The 4652-nt window shown below is 67.1% G+C and carries 4 protein-coding genes; 1 reads left to right on the forward strand and 3 read right to left on the reverse strand.

From position 1 onward, the window contains the following. From EFK10_RS14940 to EFK10_RS14955, 3 genes are all read right to left on the reverse strand, one after another. Positions 1-216, reverse strand: a 216-nt coding sequence (locus EFK10_RS14940) for an SRPBCC family protein (protein ID WP_322973337.1), incomplete at its 3' end; no start/stop codon positions are given. 892 nt (positions 217-1108) lie between these two features. After that, complete coding sequence (locus EFK10_RS14950; protein WP_127356184.1) at positions 1109-2098, reverse strand: cytochrome d ubiquinol oxidase subunit II; 990 nt, start codon at positions 2096-2098, stop codon at positions 1109-1111. A gap of 5 nt (positions 2099-2103) precedes the next feature. After that, positions 2104-3531 carry a cytochrome ubiquinol oxidase subunit I gene (locus EFK10_RS14955; protein ID WP_206305458.1) on the reverse strand — a complete coding sequence of 476 codons (1428 nt, stop codon included), beginning with the start codon at positions 3529-3531 and terminating at the stop codon, positions 2104-2106. Between the two features lie 100 nt (positions 3532-3631). Here EFK10_RS14955 and EFK10_RS14960 point away from each other — a divergent pair, with 100 nt between their 5' ends. Continuing rightward, a complete protein-coding gene (locus tag EFK10_RS14960; protein WP_127356185.1) occupies positions 3632-3838 on the forward strand; it encodes a hypothetical protein in 207 nt (68 codons plus the stop codon). Positions 3839-4652: the final 814 nt, after the last annotated feature.

The following is a 4652-nucleotide window of genomic DNA, read 5'->3' on the forward strand; positions in this document are numbered from 1 at the left end:
GGCCACGCAGGCATCGGGGCGCTGCTCCACGATTTCCACTTCGAACTCGTAGCTCAGCGGACCCCACCCGATCACCCAGCGGGTCATAGCGGGTCTGAGTTGATCGACCCTCTTCACCGACGCCATGAACCGGGGGAAGCTCTTGAACTGCGTCCACTGGTTGTAGGCGGTGCATACCGGGACGGCGACCTCAACCGTCTCCTCTATAGTCCTCATGGCTCCCTCGCCTCAAGTCTGATCCACTTCAAGTGTCAGCGCTCGTGAAGCCAGCCGCGAGTGGATCTCCGTTCCAGGTCAGGCGGCCGATGGCTCGGGAAGCGGGATGTGGACAGGCCTCCGGGTACCGGGGCGGCCAGAAGGACATGAGTGGGCCTGGGGGGACGGAGCCGATCTCACCCGGCTCCCCGCCGAACGGCACGCAGAGCGCGATGACCGACGCCGCTGGGGTGCCCTGTTCCGGGCGCTCCGGTCGATGCCGATGACCCGGGCTCCCCACACCCGGGCGATCTGCGCGACCGCGCTGCCAACGCCACCGCAGTCGCCGAAGACGGCGATCGTCTCCCCCTTGTCCAGCTGAGCGGTCTCGACGGCGCCGAGCCAGCCGACGACGAAGTTGAGTCCGATAGCCGACGCCTCCGCGAAGTTGAGCCGCTCGGGTTTGCGGATCAGGGCGCCGGCGGGCACAGCGAGGAGTTCGGTATGCGATCCGTCGCGGGTGACCCCACGTCGCCGCCTGTTCCGCACCCTCAGCAGGCGCCCGGCCGCTGTGGCACGGGCGGACCCCGGGAAGAAAGGGATGATGGCACAGCGATTCGAGGTCAGTACCGCGCTGATCATGGGCGGGGGCACCGGCAATCGGCCGGCAGTCCGCACACGCGGGTACCTCAACGTTCGGCAGCCCGATCAGGTTCTCCGGCTTCGCCCCCCGTGATCACCGGGTCACCCTTGCTCGGCGAACACACCGACGAAGTCCTCGCCGAACTCGGCTACGAAGCCGATGCCGATGCCGATGCCGTCGCCAAAATGCACACCAACCACGTCGTCGGCTGACCGGCCCAGTACCCGCCCCCGGCTCCCGCAACTGCCGCCTGAGGGCTGGTGGGGCGGCTCAGCCCAGCTTGCGGCGCAGTGAGAGGGTGTAGAGCAGCAGCAGTGAGGGGGCGATCAACGCCGCTGCCACGCACGCGACGGCGATCAGGACCCACTGGGTGGCGCTCGGCGAGGCGGCCTGGTCGATGGTCAGATGGGTGCCGAGCAGGTACGGGTACTGGGCGACGCCCCAGCCTGCCACCACGCAGGCGATCGCCGCCGCAGCGAGCGTCCGTACCAGAGGCGGACGGCCGCTGCGCAGCAGCAGCAGAGCGGCGACTCCGCAGACGGCCGAGATGATCAGTAGTGGCAGTCCGACTCTGCTCAGCTGGTGGAAGAGCCTGGGTGAGTCGTCGTGGAGGATGAACACTCCCGCCAGGGCCACCAGCCCGGAGGCGACACCGGCGGCGAGCGCGCGCAGCCGGAATCTCTGCTCGAGTTCGGCGTCGCCGCGCCGCACGGACTGACCGGTGAGGAACACGGCCGCCAGGTAGGCGCAGACGGCGACTGCCAGGGTGCCGCCGAGCATGGACGTCGGATTGGTCCAACTGGACAGCGCGTCCCCGTATCCGCCGGTCGGGACGCGGCCGGAGGCGATGCCGCCTGCCACCGCCCCCAGGAAGAAGGGAGTGACCACCGAGGAGGCGGCGAACACCGCCCCGGCGACCCGCTGCTCGGATGTGCGGACCAAGGCTTTACGGAAGGCGAAGCCGCTCCCTCGCAGGACGATCCCGAGCACCGTCAATCCCAGCGGGATGTACAGGGTCGTGGTGATCGCTGCGAAAGCCTGCGGGAAACCTGTCCAGATCATGACGAGGCAGAAGATCAGCCAGGTGTGGTTGGCCTCCCACACCGGACCCAAGGAGTGGTCGATCAGGGCGCGCGGCTTGCGCCCCCGCTCCGCGCCGCCCGCTGTCAGGTCCCAGAATCCGGCGCCGAAGTCGGCCCCGCCGAACAGGGCATAGGCGATGACGCCGATGAACAGGATGACCGCGATGACATCGTTCATGCTCGTCAGCTCCTGGTGGCCGGCTGGTTGGGCAGCGACGGCTCCGGCCCGTACGGTACGTCGTGGGTGTCGTCGCCCTTGGCCCAGCGCCGACGCATGGACCGCAGTACCAGTACGGCGGTGACGCCCACGGCGAGGTAGATCGCCACCGCCGCCCCGAAGAACGGCCAAAGGTTTCCGGTGGTGGTGACGGCGTCCCTGGTGAGCAGCAGTCCCACCACCGTCCAGGGCTGACGTCCCACCTCTGTCGTCACCCAGCCGCTCTCGAGGGCCACGATCGACACCAGACCCGCGATCGCGCATGCGCGCAGGAACCAACGACCGGTCGGGATGTCGCGCCGCCGCCACCAGAGCAGGCCGAACCACAGGGCCAGCAGAAGCAGAGCGGACGCGGTGCCCACCATGACATCGAAGGCGAGGTGGACGACGCTGACGACGGCGTCGGCAGGCCGAACGGCGGAAGGGATCGCGTCGATCCCCCTGATCCGTGTGGAGGGGGTGAATCCCGCGAGTACGGAGGCGACGTCCGGCAGTTGGAAGCCGTACCTCACTTTGCCGTCGATCAGTACGCCCCCGAGGGTCTCGGGGACATGGTCACCGGTCTTGGGGAGGATCTCGATGGCGGCGAATTTGGCGGGTTCCTTATCGAATACCTGGCGGGCGATCGTGTCGCCGACGATGAACTGCAGCGGCATCGTGATGCTCGCTACGGTGAGGGGGATGAGCAACCCCAACCGGTGATAGCGGTCGCGTCGGCCCTTCAGCATTCCGGCGGCGTAGACCCCGGCGACTGTGAAGCCCGCGACGATGTACGCGGCGAGCAGCATGTGCAGGAATTCCAGCCAGAAGGCCCCGTTGAAGAACACCTTCACCGGCGACACGTCCACCACCCGGCCGCCGTGTACGACGATCCCTCCAGGCTGGTTCATCCAGCCGTTGGCCGCGATGACCGCTCCCGACCCGCCCACGCTGGCCAGCGTAACGGGAATGCCCGTCAAGAAGTGCGCCCAGGGCGACAGCCGCTCCCAGCCGTAGATGTAGATGGCCATGAAGATGGCTTCCAGGAAGAAGAACAACCCCTCGATCGCGAAGGGGAAGCCGAAGGCCGGACCGTACTTCCCCATCAGCCCTGGCCAGAGGATGCCCAGCTCAAAGCTGAGCACCGTGCCGGTAACGGCCCCCACGGCGATGAGCACCGCGGCCACTTTCGACCAGCGTTGCGCCAAGAGCATCGCCTGCCGGTCGTTACGGCGCAGACCCCGGAAGTTGGCGACCAGCATGAGAAAGGTGAAGGCTACGCCGAAGGGGACCAGGATGATGTGGAACCCGAGAGTGAACGCCATCTGCTCGCGCGCCGGCAGCATCTGCGAGGGTTCAGATGCGATCGCCAGAATCTGCGACATAGCGCTATATGTCGAATTTGAGGGGTCCATCACTGCATTATCTGACCCCATTGGTAATCATGCAACTACTGAGAGTGAATGCGGCGCATCGTCATCACCGCTGGTCGGTCACGGCCGCGAAGTCAGGCGTGTGGCACAGCCGGCCCTGTCGTGGAAGCGACGGCCCCAGGCATCAGAGCTGCCGGCCGCCCTCAAAGAACCGGCCCGCGGCTTCACGACCATCGTCGTCGGCGAGCCGCAGCAGATCTTCTACGACAACCAGCTCACCTACCCGCTGTTCGTCCGCTACCTGAACGGGGTGGAGGAGTCACGTTCTCCCGGAACCAGCGCTCGATGAGGGATGAAGCGCGCGTGATCAGGTCTTGGGGTACGAAGGTGCGTCGTATGACTGGGCCGTCCTGCATGAAGCCGGCCATTTCTTCATGGGTGAGGGGCATGGGTCCTCCGGGGGTTGCCGGGGACGTTGGCAGTGCGGTTGGCGAGCCGGGCGAGCACGTCCGCGCCGGCATCCAAAGCACTTGCGGTGATCGAGTGGCCCATGCCGAGCGAGGAGATGGCCGGGCGCCGCGGACGGCCACGGCCATGTGGTGCCGCGTCGGAGTAACGAGCTGGTCGATCTCCTCGTGTTGGCGGGGGTTCGGGATGTAGTCGTCTGGTATCCTATCGAGCCGGACGGTGTCCGGCGAGGGCGAGCGTCAGGGTGCCGGCGTGGATTTCGGGCTTCTCGCTGTCGGTGATCTCGGCCGACAGTGAGCTTGGTGGATGACGCAGACGGTGATGGCGTGGGGCTGCTGGAGTTCGTAGGCGAGGGCCTCGTGATGCCGCGGTTCCCGCCGTGACCGTTGACGATGAGCAGCCGACGGGCGGGGTGGCACGGACGAGCGTGGCGGTGTTCGGAGAGACGGTGCCGGCAGACCAGGCGTACTCAAGCGACAGGCCGTAACGGCAGAGCGGGCAGCGCTCACAGGTCGTGACAATCGCCGTAGCGCTCGATCAGCCGCTGGACGAATCGTTCGGTCGCGGTGGAGAGCCTCGTGTTCTGACCATCACCCCGCTGACTGGCGTCATCTCCACGCCGCCCTGGCCAGCCTTGGGGGGCGTCGCCGTGAAGTGGTCGCCGGCGGCTTCGCTGGCACCGTGCCGGAGTTTTC

The sequence above is a fragment of the Streptomyces soli genome, assembly GCF_003999195.1.
GTDB lineage: Bacteria > Actinomycetota > Actinomycetes > Streptomycetales > Streptomycetaceae > Actinacidiphila > Actinacidiphila soli.

What these genes read in the sequence shown, in the direction of transcription:
- EFK10_RS14955 (WP_206305458.1), bottom strand. Translation starts at nt 3,531, where the DNA reads ATGGACCCCTCAAATTCGACATATAGCGCTATGTCGCAGATTCTGGCG.
- EFK10_RS14950 (WP_127356184.1), bottom strand. Translation starts at nt 2,098, where the DNA reads ATGAACGATGTCATCGCGGTCATCCTGTTCATCGGCGTCATCGCCTAT.